Genomic DNA, 15,103 nt, shown 5'->3' with positions numbered 1-15,103 from the left:
TCAATCCGGGGCCGTTCCACCATGGTTACGCGCAAGCAACACATAGCCGAGCCATTGCGCATCCCACCTGGTCACCAGGTCCCGGCCGGCCCGGGTATATCCAAGGGAATCGGACTGACGGAGCCTCGCCCAGCATCGCTGGCCGGGGCTTTCGTTCTTGAGGCGCCTCCAGTACATCCGCGAATCGTCTTGGATCGGGTTCATCGTCCTGCCTTGCGCGTCCCCGCAGGATCTCTCCCAATAAAAGATTGAAGGAATAGCGTCCCTTGCCGGGATGCGGCTTGCGCGGATCAAGCGGATACGCGGATTGCACCAGCAGCAGCACACTGTTCGAGCCGTGCCGCTTCCACCGTTTAAGATTGAAGAAGACGCCATAGCGTTCGCCGCTGTCCAGCCGCACGGCAACATAGTTGTCCGCTGCGGTGCGCTCGCAGGATTGTCGCCCTTCGATCACGTGGCGAATGATCTCCGGAAGCCGCTTCGACAACGTGTATCGAACACCATCAAATGCGCGGCACTCGCGATTGTCGGAAATCATGTCGTCATCAGCTCCACGACGCTGCACAGAGAAGCAATGAAGCCCAAAGCCGACATACAGGACGACCTCCCGGCCGGGGTGCCCCTTAGCGGCAAGCAGGGCGTAGTTGAGACGAAAGGGATGCAGGTGATTCAAGGGGAAGGCCTTGCCCTGCCTGTCCCTGTGGGGCATCCAGCGGATTAGACCGCCTGACCAGTTGACCGCCATCCCTTGCTCCATGACACCCTGTTGTGCGTCAAGAGACTCGGGCTACAGGCGCCCCGACTTCAAGGCCAAAACAGTCACGCATGCGTCGGACACCCGCGTCCGGCTATGATCCGCGGATGCTTGCCACCTACCCCGCGCTTGCCGACTGGCTCCACTGGCTGGATGCGTTCCCGCACCTGCGCCCGCTGCTCATCGCCGCCTACGTGCTGTACCTGCTGTGGTTGATCGGCTGGATCATGCTGCAGAAGCGCGAGCCGGTGGCCACGCTCAGCTGGATCCTTTCGCTGGCCGCCCTGCCCTATCTGGGCCTGTTCGTGTACTACCTGCTCGGGCCGCAGAAGGTGAAACGGCAGCGCCTGCGCCGTGGCCGCGCGCGTTCCGGCATGGAGCACTACAGCAGCGTGTGCCCGCCCGATGCGGACTGCACCGAACTGGCCAAGATCGCCCAGGCCACCACCGGCCTGGCGCCCAGCTCGGCCACCGAAGTGGAGTGGCTGGTGGACGGCGCGCAGACCTATGCCGCGCTGTTGAAGGCCGTGGCCCAGGCGCGCGACCACCTGCACGTGGAGTACTACATCTTCAACCCCGACCACGCCGGTACCGCGCTGCGCGACGCCCTGGTGGAACGCGCCAAGGCCGGGGTGCGCGTGCGCCTGCTGCTGGATGCGGTGGGCTCGTCCGGCATCCGCACGCGGTTCCTCAAGCCGCTGCGTGATGCCGGCGCCGAAGTGGCCTGGTTCCACCCACGCCAGCTGCTCAAACCGTTCAAGCGGCCGTGGATGAACATGCGCACCCACCGCAAGCTGGTGGTGATCGATGGCCGCGTCGCCTTCACCGGTGGTATCAACATCACCGACGAAGAAGACGAAAGCCGCCGGCCCGATGCCTACCGCGACCTGCACATGCGCCTGACCGGCCACGTGGTGCGCAGCCTGCAGCTGGTGTTCGTCGAAGACTGGATCTACGCCACCGGCGAACCGAAGGAGCGCTTCAACATCGCCCAGCTGTGGCCCACCGACATGCCGGGCCGCCAGGACGGCGCCATCAACGCCCAGGTGCTGGTTTCGGGCCCGGACTCGGGCTGGGAAACCATCCACCGCCTGCAGGTGGCCGCCATCCACGAAGCGCGCGAACGCGTGTGGCTGGTCACGCCCTACTTCGTGCCGGGCGAAGCCGCGCGCATGGCGCTCACCTCGGCCGCACTGGGCGGGCTGGACGTGCGCCTGCTGGTACCGAAGATGAGCGATTCCTGGTTCGTCACCCAGGCCGCGCGCTCCTACTTCGACGAGCTGCTGCAGGCCGGGGTGAAGATCTACGAGTACGGGCCGCGCATGCTGCACACCAAGGCGTTCATCGCCGACCACGACGTCTGCATCGCCGGCAGCGCCAACTTCGACCACCGCAGTTTCCGCCTCAACTTCGAACTGTCGATGATGATCAGCAGCCCCGAGTGCGTAGCGGAACTGGAGAAAATCCTCATCGCGGAGTTCGCCGCTTCCACGCCCGTGCGCAACGACCGCCAGCGCTCGCTGTGGCTGCACCGGGTCCCCGAGGCATTCGCCCGCCTGGCCTCCCCGCTGCTGTAGCCGCCACGTGGAACCGCCCCCCGCCCCGGCGCTACACTGCGCAGGTCAACGGGGAGAATGACAATGTATTGGCTGTTCCTGCTGCTGTCGCTGGGCTGTTTCACCTTTGCCATCAAGACACCGTCCACCGGCATGATGATGTTGTGGCTGGCCGGCGCACTGGTGTTCCTGCTGGCCTGGATCCGCGGCCGCTACCTGGCCAGCTTTGGCGGCAGCCAGCGGGACGCGGCCGGGTCGCACGACATCTACAACGCGATCGACCCTGCCGAGCTGCGCCGGCTGCGCGAGCAGGCCCAGGCCCGCCGTGACGCCGACCGCGACCCGAATGACCTTCCCCCGAGCCTATGACCCACCTCAGCGTCAACGTGAACAAGATCGCCGTCCTGCGCAATTCGCGCGGCGGCCAGGACCCTGATGTACTGCAGGCGGCCACCGCCTGCCTGGACGCCGGTGCCCACGGCATCACCGTGCACCCGCGCCCGGATCGTCGGCATATCCACGCAGAGGACGTGCTCACCCTCTCGGCGCTGACCACCGCGCGCGGCGTCGAATTCAACATCGAAGGCAACCCGTTCGCACCGCCCCGACCGGGTTACCCGGGCCTGCTGCCGCTGTGCGCGCAGACCCGCCCGGCCCAGGCCACCCTGGTGCCCGACAGTGACGGCCAGCTCACCTCCGACCACGGCTTCGATTTCAGCCGCGATGCCGACCGGCTGCGCCCGCTGATCGCGGAACTGAAAAACTACGGCTGCCGGGTCAGCCTGTTCGTGGACGCCGGCAACCCGGACCTGGCCCAGGCCGCCGACATTGGCGCTGACCGCATCGAGCTCTACACCGGCCCCTATGCCGAGGCGCACGCCGCAGGCGACGCCACCGTCATGCTCGCCCTGTTCGCCGACGCCGCCCGCCGCGCCCAGGCCGCCGGCCTCGGGGTCAACGCCGGCCACGATCTGTCCCAGGATAACCTCCGGGATTTCCTGCAAACGGTCCCGAACGTCCTCGAAGTCTCGATCGGCCACGCGCTGATCGGCGAAGCCCTGTACGCCGGGCTGGAGGCGACGGTAAAGGGCTACCTCGCCCTCCTTTGATGGATCCCGCGCAAACTGCGGCTCCGGGCCCTGCCCGGATGCTCTTCGCTGGGACCCAAGTGCGCTGAAGAATCCCCTGTGGATAACCCTGGGGAACAAACCCCAACCATTCAGCCCAAACCCAGCAGGGGCGCGGATGGTGCTTCCCTACGACCCTGTGGTTAGTAATACTGCTAATCCATGCGTACCCCTCCGCACTCCGCCACGCTCCACCTCACGTCTCAGCCCCTGAGACGTCTCGCCGGTAGCCTCTGAAGATGGGCATCGCAATCAAAGGCCGTGGTTCCACCACGCACCTCGCCGGACGTTTCGAAGTCACGGTCAGCGAAGCCATGGACGACGGTTGGGAACCGGAAACCAGCGAAGAATTTGCCACCCCGCGCCTGCGCACCGAAGTGCGCGCCGAAACGGCGCGGAGCATCATCAGCCGCAACAAATCCCCCGATGTAGGTTTCAGCCAATCGGTGAATCCCTACCGCGGCTGCGAGCACGGCTGCTCGTACTGCTTCGCGCGCCCCTCGCACGCCTTCCTCAATCTGTCTCCCGGCCTGGACTTCGAAACCAAGCTGTTTGCCAAGACCAACGCGCCGCAGCTGCTGCGCAAGGAACTCTCGCGGCCCGCCTACACCCCGCAGCCGATCGCCCTGGGCATCAACACCGACGCCTACCAGCCGATAGAACGCAAGCTCAAACTCACCCGCCAGCTGATCGAGGTGATGCTGGAAACCCAGCACCCGTTTTCGCTCATCACCAAGAACGCCCTCGTCGAGCGCGATATCGACCTGCTCGCCCCACTGGCGGAAAAGAACCTGGTCAGCGTGCATTTCTCGGTGACCTCGCTGGACCCGCACCTGTCGGCCCGCCTTGAGCCGCGCGCATCGGCCCCGCACGCGCGCCTGCGTGCCATGCGTCGCCTGCACGACGCCGGCATCCCCGTTGGCGTGATGGTGGCCCCGGTGATTCCCTGGATCAACGATTCCGAGCTGGAAGCGGTGCTCGAAGCATCACGCGACGCCGGCGCCAGCACCGCCGGCTACGTGCTGCTGCGCCTGCCACTCGAAGTGGCCCCGCTGTTCCGCGACTGGCTCGATACGCATCACCCGGACCGCGCCGCGCACGTGATGAGCACCATCAACCAGCTGCGCGGTGGCAAGGACTACAACAGCGAGTTCGGCACCCGCATGCGCGGCGAAGGCGTCTACGCCGACCTGCTCTCCAGCCGCTTCAAGCTCGCCCGCAAGCGCCTGGGATTCGATGCGCAGAACAGCCATTGGCCGAAGCTGGACTGCACGAAGTTTGTTCGGCCGCTGCCGCCGCGTGAGGATTCGCCGCAGGGTTCGTTGTTCTGAACACTTGAACTTGGGAAAGCCACGAAGCAGATCAACTGGACGTACCGTCCACAACTGGCGGCGCAAACCAAGCCGTTTGTCTTCGCCTGAGCACACCCGAACAGTGTGGGCACTGCTTGACGCCGAGCCTTTCAAACTCGGCGTAAACCTCAGCAACGCTGAGGCCGGTCCCCGCATAACAGACTGTGTCTGGAGTGGCCGATAATCCACAGCGTTGATGACAGTGTTCGCAGATCACATCCTCAAAATGCACCCTGTACAAGTGACCCTCAACACACAGCAATGGAAAGGACCACCATCTTCCGCGTAGCAGGACAAGTCCAAGTCTGATCGCCTCATAGCGGAAATACTTCTCGACGAAAGCCCTTGCATTGTCAGGGCTGGTCATTCGAATACCGCCCCAGTGTCCATCGCCCAGAATGGCCTTCCAGCCCTCCAGGCTTGGAATAAAGACCTGCTGGCCGTGCTGGTACAGCGTACGAACATGAGCACCATCAACGTCCATGCGTTCGGGTATCTATTTGTCGGACATCACTTGTCGGGCGCTAGGGGCACCACGCCTAACGTCACTGGCGACGTTACCAGAAGCACCGCGGGGACGGGGGTTGGGGCTGATGGCTTGCGTCTACCTCATACTTGGCGGCGCTGCCCTTATGCTTGGCCTTGGCAGGAGAAAACAACATCAACGGAGCGCGTGATGGACATCGAGAGCTACCTCGCACTCATGCACTTTCACCCCAAGTGGAAAGAGTACGGGCTGGTACCGGCGGACCAGCTGCAACTGCTGATGGAGAGCTACGAACCTGGCATGGAGGATGCTTCCGAACACGACCGCAATGGCGTCTTCCATTGGTGGCTGAAGCAATCTCCGTCGAAGGACGTGCTGCTGAAGCTGGTCGAGCTTTCCTACCTGGACGCTGACCAGCTGATGGCCGACGACGTCAGACGACACATCACCAAGAGTGAGCGCTTTGACAGAGAAGTCGCGCAAGCCATCGCCCACGGCGCCATCAGAGAGCGTTGAGCTGGGTGCTGCGCGCCCGGAAAAGCAGGATGTCCGTACGCGCCCGCAGCCGCTCCGGATGCTGGGCATAGAGATCAGGTGCCCATGTGAAGGCAACCACCATCGCAGCCTCTTCGTCCGACAGCGCATCCAATGGCTTGGTGAACAAGCGCTGCGAAAGGGAGTTCAACCCCTGCCCCTTTCCGTTGTAGGCAAGGCTCGCATAGAGTCCCAACACCTCATCCTGTGACAGGTGCAGGGAGACAAGCCGCTCCCACAGGAAGCTCCGCACGTGCCAGTCAAGCATGCCTCTGCGGGGCAGCCAACGGGAGTGCAACTGACGCGCCACCACGGCGGACGGCAACGCGCCATCATGCTGTGCGCGGATGTAGGCGCGAACCTTTGCAGGCGGCGAACGATCCAGCGGATCTGCATTCTCCAGGACGGTTCGCATGTGATCACGATGCGGCCAGAACACCAATGCGTCATAGATCAGGAATGCCACGGCGGGCGCCAGCATCAAGGTGCACACCAAGGCGATCAGTACTTTTGCGCGGCGCTTCATGTGCCCTCCTATCCCTGAATGACAGATCCATGGCCTGGCTGTACAACCTCGCCACCGCGACCGCCAGACAGCATATCGCCCTGGCGCCCGCCCGCGCATGCAGGAAGTGAAGACGCAGGTCTCACCGATTTCACCTGCCTTCGCGCAGCCTCTGGGTGCCAGCTGCACATGCAGCATCCAGACGGAGCGAAGTACCAATGAACACCCGAGTTGATTACCCTGATCGAGGCGCCCTCGGGCCCGACATCGCCGTTGTGACTGAAACATCCGTCATCGAACCCGCGCCCGAAAGCGCGGTGTCATGGGGCGCGATCCTGGCCGGTGCCGTCGCCGCCGCCGCGCTGTCGTTGGTCCTGCTGATCCTCGGCGTGGGGCTGGGCCTGTCCTCGGTATCGCCGTGGGCATTTGATGGCGTCTCGAAGGAAACCTTCGGCTGGGGCAGCATCGTCTGGCTGACCTTCACCGCGCTCGCTGCCTCCGGCTTGGGCGGCTATCTGGCCGGCCGCCTGCGCACCAAGTGGACCCGTCTGCACGGCGATGAAACCTACTTCCGCGACACCGCCCATGGCTTCGTCTCCTGGGCCGTCGCCACCCTCCTCACCGCCGGCCTGCTGACCTCGGCCATTGGCGGCGTGCTCGGCACCGGCGTCAAAGCTGTCGGCGCAACTGCAGGTGCTGCTGCTTCCACCGCCGGTGTTGCCGCCGCCGGCGCCGGCACCGCCGTCGCGGGGTCGGACCAGGGCGACCTGAACTACTGGGTCGACTCGCTGTTCCGCAGTGGCAGCATGCCCGCACCCATGCCCGGCCAGACGCCCGCTGATCCGGCCGCACCGGTCGATCCGTCGGCGATGGTTCCCGCGGTGGGTCCTGCAAACGCTGCACCGCCGCGCCCGTTGCCGCCGCAGGGCCCGCGACCGGGCGGCGATCGCCGTGAAGTGCGTGCCGAGGTGAACCGCATCATCGTCACCAGCCTGCAGTCTGAAGGCCTCAATCCGGCAGACAAGCAGTACCTGGCGCAGGTGATTGCCCGCGAGACCGGCATGAGCCAGGCCGAGGCAGAAGCGCGTGTCACCGAGACCCAGACCCGCATGCGTGCCGCGCTGGAAGAGGCCAAGAACACCGCCAAGCAGGTGGCCGACGATGCGCGCAAGGCTACCGCCTACGCGGCACTGTGGTTGTTCATCACCCTGTTGATCGGCGCCTTCTTCGCCAGCCTCAGTGCCACCTGGGGCGGCCGTCGCCGCGACCTGTAACTTCCCAATCGAACAAGGAGACTTCCCATGAAGACCCTGCTGCTCTGGGCACTCGGCGTACCGATCCCGCTGTTGATCCTCTACGCGATTTTCTTCTGAGCATCGCAACCCTGTAGACCATCAGGCCGCCCATTGGGCGGCCTGATGCATTGCACAGTAAACTTGCTCTGGAAGTAGAACCCTACAGCGCAAATGGAATGCCTCATGACCAATATCCAAGGGAAGCCGCATCAGCGCGGCGCAACCATCAAGATCCTCACCACCCTGCTTGTTGGCGCCTTGTTCGCTCCGGTAGCGCAGGCGTTCGACGCATCGCAATGGCAGGCCGTAGCACCCGCGATCCAGGCGGCCGTTGAATGCCGTGCAAAGCCCGATACCACTGCTACGGCTTGGAAGGCGCTGCCCCGCGACGAAGCCGGCGCCATCGAGGCAATCAAGCCACCTGTGCCACTCACGGTGTTCGGTCTACCGGTGCAGGAAGTGTCCATCTTCATCGACGCGGACGGCGAACTGGGCGAGAGTTATACCGCAACCCTGGGTGCCAACGCAGCGGCGGTGCGCAAAGCTGCAAAACTCGGCACGGCGGGTGGGCGCACGACTACGATGGGGGACCTCATGCTGGGCGAGGGGGTAGCGCCGCAGCTGACCTGCACGGTTGCGGGCACCTACGATGAAAGCGAGTATCAGGAAAACTGATCGAACTGCCGGGCTCAGCTACTCGCCATCCCGCCCGGCAAGCTTCATGACCCAGGCAGGCACCGTGGGCTCGCCCGCGTAGAAGGAGTTCGGCACCTTCTCGGCCATCGCCCAGCGCTGGATCCAGCTCATGCCGCTGCCCCCGTTGTAGCCGTCGGCGTGCCGGTAGGCAGGATCCTGCAGCGCAGCGTCCAGCGAGATGAAGCGGTAGCCGCGCCGACGGGTGGCGGCTACCAGCTCGCCCACGGAATCGGCATTGAGCGCATTGGCATGCATCAGCCAGACCTGTGCCGGCAGCCGGCCGAGTAGTTCCTGCGAGCGTTGTTCGTAGTAGTCGAGCTTGTTGAGCATGTACGGAACGTAGCCACGGCGCAGCTGCTGCATCAGCGCATCCCGCTTGGCCGGATCGCTTTCGGTGTCGCGCACGTGGTCGTACGCAAAGGCCCAGATCCATTCGCTGTTGTCGATCGTGACCGGGGCGATCTCATAGCCGTGCTGCTGCAGGAACGCGCCAAGTTCAGCGCGCACCTGAGGCGACTGCCCGGCATGCAGGTAGGGATGCCGGAACCAGCGCGGCACCTGCCCGGTTTCGGCCAGCAGTGGGCGCAGGGTGGCTTCACCGCGGAGGATGTCCTGCTCGTAAGCCTGCAGCGGCATCGCATGCAGGTCGACGTGCCCGAAGGTGTGGTTGCCCAGCTCGAACCCGGCATCACGCCAGTCGCGAAGCATCTGCACGCGCGCAGGTTGCACCTGGCCGCCGACCTCTAGCTTGGCCTCGTTGACGAAGCCCACCACCGGGACGTTGGCGTGCTTCAGCGCGGCAAGCAACCTGGCGTGTTGGGCGGCGAGCTCCGGCTCGGTACGTTCGCCCAGCCGCTGCCAGGGCAGATCGTCGATGGTCAGCGTGATGCGCCGATCCGGCTCGGCTGCCTGGGCGATACCCGAAATGCACGCGAGCGCCAGAACGACACAGCAAGCCCATCCCTTTCGCACCCGCAGCTCCCATCCTGATAGCCGGTCCAGCATAGCGCCGTCGCCGATCACCCTCAAACGGTTGGCCCAGGCATGCCGCTACCTGTCGTGCCCTCGCCGGAGGTATGGTTGCGAGAACTTCCGGAGGTACCCATGAAGACTCCCGGCAAACCAGCCTCCCAGACGCACAATTCGGAATTGGGAACGCCCTCGGCGTTGTTTGTCGCATTGCGCGATCTGCTGCTGGCCCACAAGGAGGCGCTGGCGGTCGTGCACGATACCGACACCCACTTCTACGCCAACTGCAAACACGCTGACAGCAAGGGCAAGGCGCAGTTCTTCGGGGCGGTGAAAGTCTCTGCCAGAAAGCACGCCTTCCACTTCATGCCGGTCTACGACTTTCCCGAGCTGCTGCAGAGCCTCAGCCCTGGCTTGAAGAAGCGCATGCAGGGGAAATCATGCTTCAACTTCGACGTCATCGATCCCACCCTGCTGCAGGAGCTCCAGCAGCTGATCGAACAGGGCGTCTCGCGATACAAGGCAGCTGGCAAACTCTGAAGCAACGGTCAGACCAGCAGGACTTCGCAGGCCGCCCTCCCCGTCGCAGTTTCTGAGAGCCGGAACGGTAATGCTCTCGCCCATGCTCCCGCCCGACTTCCGATGGATCAAACCCGCCGCCACCGCCTACGACGAAACGGTGATCGCCCATGGCGACACGTGGGTGGTCCACATCTATCAACCCGAGCGAGGCAGGGAATGGGTGGCCATGCTTGATGCGCATCGCGAGCCGGAAGGCCGGCGGCATCGGCGCTGCACCGCCTTTGCCAATGGCAAAACCGGCGCCGAGCTATGGGTGCAGCGGGAGCAGGCGCGGCTTCGGTTGGAGATACAGAATAGGGTGGGAACTCAGAGGTTTCTGATACAACGAACCTGAGGAAGCAGGTAGCCTTCTGCATTCTTGCCCAGGTCGCGACGCGCCGGGTCTTACACGTTGAAGGAACCAACGATGACGAACGAAGAAGCTTCCGTTGAGGACTTCAACAGCAAGATCGCCCGCATGCGGAAGGACCTGGCTGCCAGAGGCGGTAGCCTGAGCCTGAGCTTGGCCGCTCCACCGCTTTGGAGAATCGCATGGCGGTTGGGCTTGAAATGGACACCGCCGTTGTTCCGGAGCTTCTGGGTGAACGCCCTGGCGTTCGGCAGCGTATGGGCCGTGGTGTGGCTGATCGCCTGGATGTACCTTCGGTTCCTTCCAATGCCCGATGGCGTAGCGGCCGTTGGATCGGCATTCTTCGGCGGATTGATCTTCTCGGTGGTGACGGCCGGCGTGGCGGATGTTCACCGCAAACGACTGCAACTTCCACCCTGGCGCAGATACTGATCCGAAATGGGCTGCACTTGGCGGTGAGCACTTCTGCCGCTCACGCCATCAGCCATACCCGGATCAGCGACACCAGCTTGTCGACGTCCAGCGGCTTGGCCACGTAGTCGTTCGCACCGGCCTGGATGCATTGCTGCTGGTCATCGGGCATCGCCTTGGCGGTGAGGGCGATGATCGGCAGCTTGCCGAAGCGCCCGTCCTGGCGGATCTCACGGGTGGCGGTAAGGCCATCCTTGACCGGCATCATGATGTCCATCAGTACCAGTTCGATGGGCGACGGGCCGCCGATGGCCGCCGTCAGCACGTCAATGGCTTCCTGGCCGTTGCGCGCGATGGTGACCTTGCATCCGTGGGGCTCCAGCACGTTCATCAGCGCATAGATGTTGCGCACATCATCCTCGACCACCAGCACGCGGCGGCCTTCCAGCGCGGTGTCGCGGTGCTGCGCAGAACGGATCATGCCCTGCTGTGATTCGGGCAGGTCGCTCACTACCTTGTGCAGGAACAGCGTGACCTCATCGAGCAGGCGTTCGGGCGAGCGCGCGCCCTTGATGATGATCGAACTCGAGTACCGTCCCAGCCGTACCTCTTCGGCGGGCGACAGCACCCGGCCGGTGTAGACGATGATCGGCGGCAGCGCATGCGGGCTCTGCTCGCTGAGCAGCTCGAGCAGCTCGAAGCCGGAGGCATCGGGCAGGCTCAGGTCCAGCACCATGCAGTCGAATGTATGCTGGGCCAGCGCCTGCAGGCACTCCGAGGCCGAGCGCGCGCCGATGGTTTCCACATCGGCCAGCGCCAGCAGCTGGCGCACTGCGTCCAGCTGCACATCGTCATCTTCCACCACCAGCACCAGGCGCGGCCGCTGAGACAGCCTGCGCTCCAGCGAGAGCAGCACGTTGCCCAGCTCCTCGCGGGTGGCGGGCTTGCCGAGATAGCCCACCGCACCCAGCGCCAGCGCCTTACGCGAATGGTCCGTTGCCGACACCACATGGATGGGAATGTGCCGCGTGCGGATGTCGTGCTTGAGCACGTCCAGCACCGACAGGCCGGATTGGTCGGGCAGGCCGATGTCCAGCACGATGGCGTGCGGAAGCTCCGTGCGCGCGGCGGCCAGGGCCTCTGCCGCCGTCTGCGCCACCTGTGCACGGAAGCCCATCTCCACCGCCAGGTCGCTGACGATCTGGCCGAAGGCAGGGTCATCCTCGATGATCAGGATCAGGCCGCGGCCGTTGCTGCTGGCCTTGCTGCCTGGGGCGGCCACGGGGCGCGCATCCAGCGCCATGGCCACACCACCCGATGCGAACGGCGCGCGTGCAGGCATCGGCGCCGGCAGCGCTTCAGGCGCAGCAGGGCGCTCGGTGGTTGCCAGCCGTGTGGCCACCACCAGCCGGAAGCAGCTGCCTTTGCCGGGCTCGCTTTCCACCGTGATGTCGCCGCCCAGCAGGCGTGCAAGCTCCTGGGAAATGGACAGCCCCAGGCCCGTGCCGCCATAGCGCCGGCTGATCGAACCATCGGCCTGCTGGAAGGCATCGAAAATGCGCGCCTGCTGCTCCGGCGCAATGCCGATGCCGCTGTCGGTCACTGCGAACGCCACCTTGCCGTTCCCGGCCGACGAAACCGACACCGTCACCCCGCCGGTTTCGGTGAACTTCAGTGCGTTCGACAGCAGGTTCTTCAGGATCTGCTCGATGCGCTGGCGATCGGATTCGATCACCACCGGGCAATCGGCCGTCATCGACACGTCCAGCGTCAGGCCCTTCTCGCTGGCCACCGGACCCAGCAGCGCCGAGATGTCGGTCAGCAGCTTTTCCACGCCGAAGCGTTCGGCGTGCACTTCAATGTGCCCGGCCTCGATCTTGGACAGGTCCAGGATCTCGTTGATGAGGTTGAGCAGGTCGGTGCCGGACGAATGAATGGTGCGCGCGAACTTCACCTGCTCCTCGCTCAGGTTGCCGTCGCGGTTGTCGCCCAGCAGCTTGGACAGAATGAGCGCGGAGTTCAGCGGCGTGCGCAACTCGTGCGACATGTTGGCCAGGAACTCGGACTTGTACTGGCTCGCGCGCTGTACCTTGTCCGCCTCGGCCACGATGGCCGCGTTGGCCCGCGCCAGCTTGTCGCGCTCGTTCTCCAACTGCTGCGACTGGTCGAACAGCTGGTTGTTGGTCTGCTCCAGTTCGGCCTGCTGCTCTTCCAGCTCGTGCTGGGAGCCGCGCAGCGCCCGGCTCTGCTCCTCCAGTTCCTCGTTGGAAACCCGCAGTTCCTCACTCTGCACCTGCAGCGCTTCGGTCTGCCGCTGGGTCTGTGCCAACAGCTCGGAAAGCTTGGCGCGGTAGGCCGCCGACCGCAGCGCTACCGCCATGTCGCCGGATGCCAACTGGAGAAGCTCCACCACTTCGCTTGGTACCGCGCTGAAGAAGCCCAGCTCGATCACCCCGCTCACTTCGCCCTCGTGGATGCTGGGAGCGATGACCAGGTGGCGCGGCTGTGCCTGCCCCAACCCGGAGCCGACCGTGAAGTAGCCCTGCGGCACGTCCGACACCACCAGCACGCGCTTCTCGTCCACCGCGCGGCCGAGCAGGCTGCCGCTGTCGCGCAGCTGGTCGGTGCCGTCCGGAGCGGAGGCGGTGCCCACCGCACCGATCTGCCGGAAGCCGTTGTCCTCCGGCACGAACAACATGCCGGCCTGTGCGCCGGTGAAGCCGGCCAGGAAGCCCAGGCTGGCCCGCGCCAGCGAACCGCTGTCCAGGTCGCCACCGGTGGCGGTGGTGAGCTCCAGCCGACCCCGCTGCAGCCACGCATCGCGCTCGCGGGCGCGGGTATGGCGGCGCAGCAGGATGGCGATGAAGATCGTCAGCAGGATGCCCAGCACCGCGCTGGCCGCGCCGGAGCTCAGCGCCGCGTTGTAGGCCGATTCCATCTCTTCAAGGCGCTTGGCGCGCTTGTCCAGTTCGATGGCCCCCATCGAGGCCAGGCGCGCACGGATGTCGTCCATGGCTGCCTTGCCGCGGTTGGAACCGACCACCTCCAGGGTGGGCTCCAAGCCTTGGGTGCGCCGCACCTCGATGGTTTCATGCAGTTCGTCCAGCTTGTCCTGGACCCGCCGTGCCAGCAGCTTGAGCCGGTCGACCTGGGCCGGGTCATCGGCCAAGGACTTTTCCACTGTCTCCAGCCGGGTGCTGGCTACCCCCAGGGCGGTGCGATAGGGCTCCAGGTAGCTGTCATCGCCAGTGAGCAGATAGCCGCGCTGGCCGGTCTCGGCGTCCTGCACCGCCGACAGCACATCGCCCAGCGCGGTCATCGTCTCCTGGGAGCGAATGACCAGAGCGTTGCCCTCGCGGATGGTGTGGATGTTCTTGCCGGCCAGGAACCCGCTGCCGAGGAAGAACAGCATGACCGCCAGCAGGGGCCAAAGCGTGCGGAAGCCGGTTCCGGCCTGGGTGGCAACGCGGGGTTTGGGCGTGGTGGGCATGGGTTGGCAGGTGGGTGGGTGCAACCCATCAGATTATCACGCGCGCAGGCTGCGGAACCCTTGCCGGATCGCTTGTCAGCCTGTGCCGTCTGCTGGATGGTGAACTCCATCCTCCACGGGAACGTTGGGTATGGCGAAGGGGTTGATGCCTTCCAGGCACCCGACGTTGAACCCGTACTGATGAGGGTTCGAGCGGCGCTGGTGGTGGGTATAGATCCCGCAGATGCCGCAGAAGTAGTGCTTGGCCGTGTGGGTGTTGAACTCGTAGCGCTTGAGGTGCTCTGCCCCCTTCACGACACGAAGTCCGGAGAGAGGCACCGAAGCCACTACCGCGCCTTTGCGCCGGCAGATCGAGCAGTCACACCGGCGTGGGCTCTCGATACCGTTGGGAAGATCAAGCTCCAGCTCCACGGCGCCGCAGTGGCACATGGCGCGGTGCTTGGGTTGGATGGGGACGCCGCCAACTTCCTTCAGCATGTTCAGTTCACCTTGGCTCTAACCAAATCCAATCTGGTGCGCGGACCGAATCCACGTAGTATCCACTGGGCCATTGAACCCCACCACGGCATCCACTCCGCAACGCGGGCATAGCGCGGTCTGATCCTGATCATCGCCATCGCACCATTCTTCGATGGCGCTGGGCGGAAATTCCGAGAAGCAGTAGTAGCAGGCCGCCACATCGCTTGCGAGCAACTTCTCGCGGTGCAAGGTTGAATCGCAGGTTCTTCCCACTGCCCTACTCCTCAGGTTCAGACCGGATTGCCTACCCGGCGAAGGTTAGCACCGTCAAAGGGCCACGCCATCGGCAGCACCCGATGATCAGACGATGTGGTTTTCAACCGAACCAAGTGCCGCAGCGACTCGGTAAGAGGTCATAGCGTCGGTTGGAGCCTGTACCGGCTCCACGGAAAATCGCGCGCATGCGGGGCGAAGTACCGCGTTGGCAACTGCAGCCCAATGCGCAAGAGCCCATCGCGTAGTGCATCAGGTGCGGCC

Annotated in this window: 15 protein-coding genes; 10 read left to right on the top strand and 5 right to left on the bottom strand. The window is 64.7% G+C overall.

Going from position 1 to position 15,103, the window contains the following annotated elements:
* Window positions 1-25 precede the first annotated feature (25 nt).
* Window positions 26-745: a hypothetical protein gene (locus KVS69_RS09400; protein ID WP_217537869.1), complete on the bottom strand. Its 720-nt coding sequence runs from the start codon at window positions 743-745 to the stop codon at window positions 26-28.
* A gap of 116 nt (window positions 746-861) precedes the next feature.
* Between KVS69_RS09400 and cls the strand changes: the two genes are divergently transcribed.
* From cls to KVS69_RS09375, 5 genes are all read left to right on the top strand, one after another.
* Entirely contained in the window at window positions 862-2,331 is a 1,470-nt protein-coding gene (gene cls, locus KVS69_RS09395; RefSeq protein ID WP_095362392.1) for a cardiolipin synthase, read from the top strand.
* A 63-nt stretch (window positions 2,332-2,394) separates the two neighbouring features.
* Entirely contained in the window at window positions 2,395-2,679 is a 285-nt protein-coding gene (locus KVS69_RS09390) for a hypothetical protein (protein WP_184126359.1), read from the top strand.
* Complete coding sequence (locus KVS69_RS09385) at window positions 2,676-3,419, top strand: pyridoxine 5'-phosphate synthase (protein ID WP_217537868.1); 744 nt, start codon at window positions 2,676-2,678, stop codon at window positions 3,417-3,419. The genes KVS69_RS09390 and KVS69_RS09385 overlap by 4 nt, the downstream gene beginning before the upstream one ends.
* 257 nt (window positions 3,420-3,676) lie before the next feature.
* Window positions 3,677-4,768: a PA0069 family radical SAM protein gene (locus KVS69_RS09380; RefSeq protein ID WP_217537867.1), complete on the top strand. Its 1,092-nt coding sequence runs from the start codon at window positions 3,677-3,679 to the stop codon at window positions 4,766-4,768.
* 697 nt (window positions 4,769-5,465) lie between these two features.
* Window positions 5,466-5,792 (top strand): hypothetical protein, encoded by a 327-nt coding sequence (locus KVS69_RS09375; RefSeq protein WP_068854471.1) that lies wholly within the window; start codon window positions 5,466-5,468, stop codon window positions 5,790-5,792.
* On the opposite strand, the gene KVS69_RS09370 is transcribed toward KVS69_RS09375, so the two are convergent.
* Window positions 5,779-6,336 (bottom strand): transglycosylase domain-containing protein, encoded by a 558-nt coding sequence (locus KVS69_RS09370; protein WP_217537866.1) that lies wholly within the window; start codon window positions 6,334-6,336, stop codon window positions 5,779-5,781. The two genes, KVS69_RS09375 and KVS69_RS09370, sit on opposite strands and share 14 nt — an antisense overlap.
* Window positions 6,337-6,533: 197 nt before the next feature.
* Here KVS69_RS09370 and KVS69_RS09365 point away from each other — a divergent pair, with 197 nt between their 5' ends.
* Together KVS69_RS09365 and KVS69_RS09360 are read left to right on the top strand one after the other, a co-directional pair.
* Window positions 6,534-7,589: a hypothetical protein gene (locus tag KVS69_RS09365; RefSeq protein ID WP_217537865.1), complete on the top strand. Its 1,056-nt coding sequence runs from the start codon at window positions 6,534-6,536 to the stop codon at window positions 7,587-7,589.
* Window positions 7,590-7,793: 204 nt separating this feature from the next.
* The gene (locus tag KVS69_RS09360) at window positions 7,794-8,285 is read left to right on the top strand and encodes a hypothetical protein (protein WP_217537864.1); all 492 of its coding nucleotides are present in this window, start codon (window positions 7,794-7,796) and stop codon (window positions 8,283-8,285) included.
* A gap of 18 nt (window positions 8,286-8,303) precedes the next feature.
* Here KVS69_RS09360 and KVS69_RS09355 read toward each other — a convergent pair whose 3' ends face one another.
* Window positions 8,304-9,284: a polysaccharide deacetylase family protein gene (locus tag KVS69_RS09355; protein ID WP_254622112.1), complete on the bottom strand. Its 981-nt coding sequence runs from the start codon at window positions 9,282-9,284 to the stop codon at window positions 8,304-8,306.
* Window positions 9,285-9,410: 126 nt separating this feature from the next.
* On the opposite strand from KVS69_RS09355, the gene KVS69_RS09350 reads away from it, so the two are divergent.
* The 3 genes from KVS69_RS09350 (at window position 9,411) to KVS69_RS09340 (ending at window position 10,638) form a co-directional block, all read left to right on the top strand.
* Window positions 9,411-9,815, top strand: a complete 405-nt coding sequence (locus tag KVS69_RS09350) for a hypothetical protein (RefSeq protein WP_217537862.1) — start codon at window positions 9,411-9,413, stop codon at window positions 9,813-9,815.
* Window positions 9,816-9,885: 70 nt separating this feature from the next.
* On the top strand, window positions 9,886-10,191 hold the full coding sequence (locus KVS69_RS09345; protein ID WP_217537861.1) for a hypothetical protein: 306 nt from the start codon (window positions 9,886-9,888) through the stop codon (window positions 10,189-10,191).
* Window positions 10,192-10,263: 72 nt separating this feature from the next.
* The gene (locus KVS69_RS09340; protein WP_217537860.1) at window positions 10,264-10,638 is read left to right on the top strand and encodes a DUF6404 family protein; all 375 of its coding nucleotides are present in this window, start codon (window positions 10,264-10,266) and stop codon (window positions 10,636-10,638) included.
* Window positions 10,639-10,678: 40 nt separating this feature from the next.
* Here the strand turns inward: KVS69_RS09340 and KVS69_RS09335 are convergent, their stop codons facing one another.
* Both KVS69_RS09335 and KVS69_RS09330 read right to left on the bottom strand, forming a co-directional pair.
* The gene (locus KVS69_RS09335) at window positions 10,679-14,107 is read right to left on the bottom strand and encodes a response regulator (RefSeq protein ID WP_217537859.1); all 3,429 of its coding nucleotides are present in this window, start codon (window positions 14,105-14,107) and stop codon (window positions 10,679-10,681) included.
* A 75-nt stretch (window positions 14,108-14,182) separates the two neighbouring features.
* Window positions 14,183-14,584 carry a GFA family protein gene (locus KVS69_RS09330; RefSeq protein ID WP_217537858.1) on the bottom strand — a complete coding sequence of 134 codons (402 nt, stop codon included), beginning with the start codon at window positions 14,582-14,584 and terminating at the stop codon, window positions 14,183-14,185.
* Between the last annotated feature and the right edge of the window lie 519 nt (window positions 14,585-15,103).

The sequence above is a fragment of the Stenotrophomonas sp. GbtcB23 genome (assembly GCF_019091045.1).
Lineage (GTDB): Bacteria > Pseudomonadota > Gammaproteobacteria > Xanthomonadales > Xanthomonadaceae > Stenotrophomonas > Stenotrophomonas rhizophila_A.
This window is presented reverse-complemented; position numbering and strand designations above follow the sequence as displayed.

Bases quoted from the DNA above. Each gene is read 5' to 3' on its own strand.
- KVS69_RS09400 (WP_217537869.1), bottom strand. From the start codon at position 745: ATGGCGGTCAACTGGTCAGGCGGTCTAATCCGCTGGATGCCCCACAGG.
- cls (WP_095362392.1), top strand. From the start codon at position 862: ATGCTTGCCACCTACCCCGCGCTTGCCGACTGGCTCCACTGGCTGGAT.
- KVS69_RS09390 (WP_184126359.1), top strand. From the start codon at position 2,395: ATGTATTGGCTGTTCCTGCTGCTGTCGCTGGGCTGTTTCACCTTTGCC.
- KVS69_RS09385 (WP_217537868.1), top strand. From the start codon at position 2,676: ATGACCCACCTCAGCGTCAACGTGAACAAGATCGCCGTCCTGCGCAAT.
- KVS69_RS09380 (WP_217537867.1), top strand. From the start codon at position 3,677: ATGGGCATCGCAATCAAAGGCCGTGGTTCCACCACGCACCTCGCCGGA.
- KVS69_RS09375 (WP_068854471.1), top strand. From the start codon at position 5,466: ATGGACATCGAGAGCTACCTCGCACTCATGCACTTTCACCCCAAGTGG.
- KVS69_RS09370 (WP_217537866.1), bottom strand. From the start codon at position 6,336: ATGAAGCGCCGCGCAAAAGTACTGATCGCCTTGGTGTGCACCTTGATG.
- KVS69_RS09365 (WP_217537865.1), top strand. From the start codon at position 6,534: ATGAACACCCGAGTTGATTACCCTGATCGAGGCGCCCTCGGGCCCGAC.
- KVS69_RS09360 (WP_217537864.1), top strand. From the start codon at position 7,794: ATGACCAATATCCAAGGGAAGCCGCATCAGCGCGGCGCAACCATCAAG.
- KVS69_RS09350 (WP_217537862.1), top strand. From the start codon at position 9,411: ATGAAGACTCCCGGCAAACCAGCCTCCCAGACGCACAATTCGGAATTG.
- KVS69_RS09345 (WP_217537861.1), top strand. From the start codon at position 9,886: ATGCTCTCGCCCATGCTCCCGCCCGACTTCCGATGGATCAAACCCGCC.
- KVS69_RS09340 (WP_217537860.1), top strand. From the start codon at position 10,264: ATGACGAACGAAGAAGCTTCCGTTGAGGACTTCAACAGCAAGATCGCC.
- KVS69_RS09335 (WP_217537859.1), bottom strand. From the start codon at position 14,107: ATGCCCACCACGCCCAAACCCCGCGTTGCCACCCAGGCCGGAACCGGC.
- KVS69_RS09330 (WP_217537858.1), bottom strand. From the start codon at position 14,584: ATGCTGAAGGAAGTTGGCGGCGTCCCCATCCAACCCAAGCACCGCGCC.